Genomic DNA, 722 nt, shown 5'->3' on the forward strand with positions numbered 1-722 from the left:
CGCCACGTCGCGGGGATGAACTGCATCGGCCCGACCGCGTGGTCCCAGACCGGGTCGCCGTCCCACATGCCGTGGTCGCTGTCGCGGATCGCCGCGAACGAACCGCCCTTCAGCGCGGGGCCGACCACGGGCGGGACGGCGTCGTGCGCCGCGTCCAGCGTGCGCCCACGGAGCGTCGACGACTCGACCTCCCCGATCGCGGCGAGCAGCATCACCGGCAGGTGGCAGCTGCCCTCCTTCGCGGCCGCGGAGGCGTATGCCGCCCAGATGACCTCGTCCTTGGACTGCGGGCTTCCCGTGCCGGCGCCTCCCGAACCCGCGGCGACGGCCGTCGGGACGCGGATGTCGGCCCTCGGCTGCCACGGGGTCGGCCTGCCGCTGGAGCCGCCGCCCGGCTCCAGCGCGGCGGCGGGGACGGGCGCGGCGGCGCCGGGGGCGGCGGAACGCCCAGCGTTCTCGACGGAGAGGGCTGCCGCGACCCGGATCTCGTCGAAGACCGGGCCCACGAGGGAGCCGCCCACGGCGCCGAACCCCGGAACGCCGTTCGTGGCGGTGGACGAGGCATCCGGCGGGGCGCTCGTCGCCGGAGCTGGGCCACCTGGCGCCAGCGGTGCGAGCAGCGGCGTGGGGGTCGGCACGGCCGAGGAGTCGACGGCAACGGCCCGAGCGCCGCCACCGGCGACGACGACCCCGACCGCGAGCAGCAGCGTCGCAGTCACTGC

1 protein-coding gene is annotated in these 722 nt (G+C 77.1%); it reads right to left on the reverse strand.

The genetic code is table 11. The features are described 5' to 3' along the window. A partial coding sequence (locus tag ABD194_RS18620) for a lysozyme family protein (RefSeq protein ID WP_486388612.1) occupies positions 1 to 722 on the reverse strand: 722 nt, incomplete at both ends.

Origin of the sequence: Terrabacter terrae, from assembly GCF_039529575.1 — a bacterium.
GTDB classification, from domain to species: Bacteria; Actinomycetota; Actinomycetes; order Actinomycetales; family Dermatophilaceae; genus Terrabacter; species Terrabacter terrae.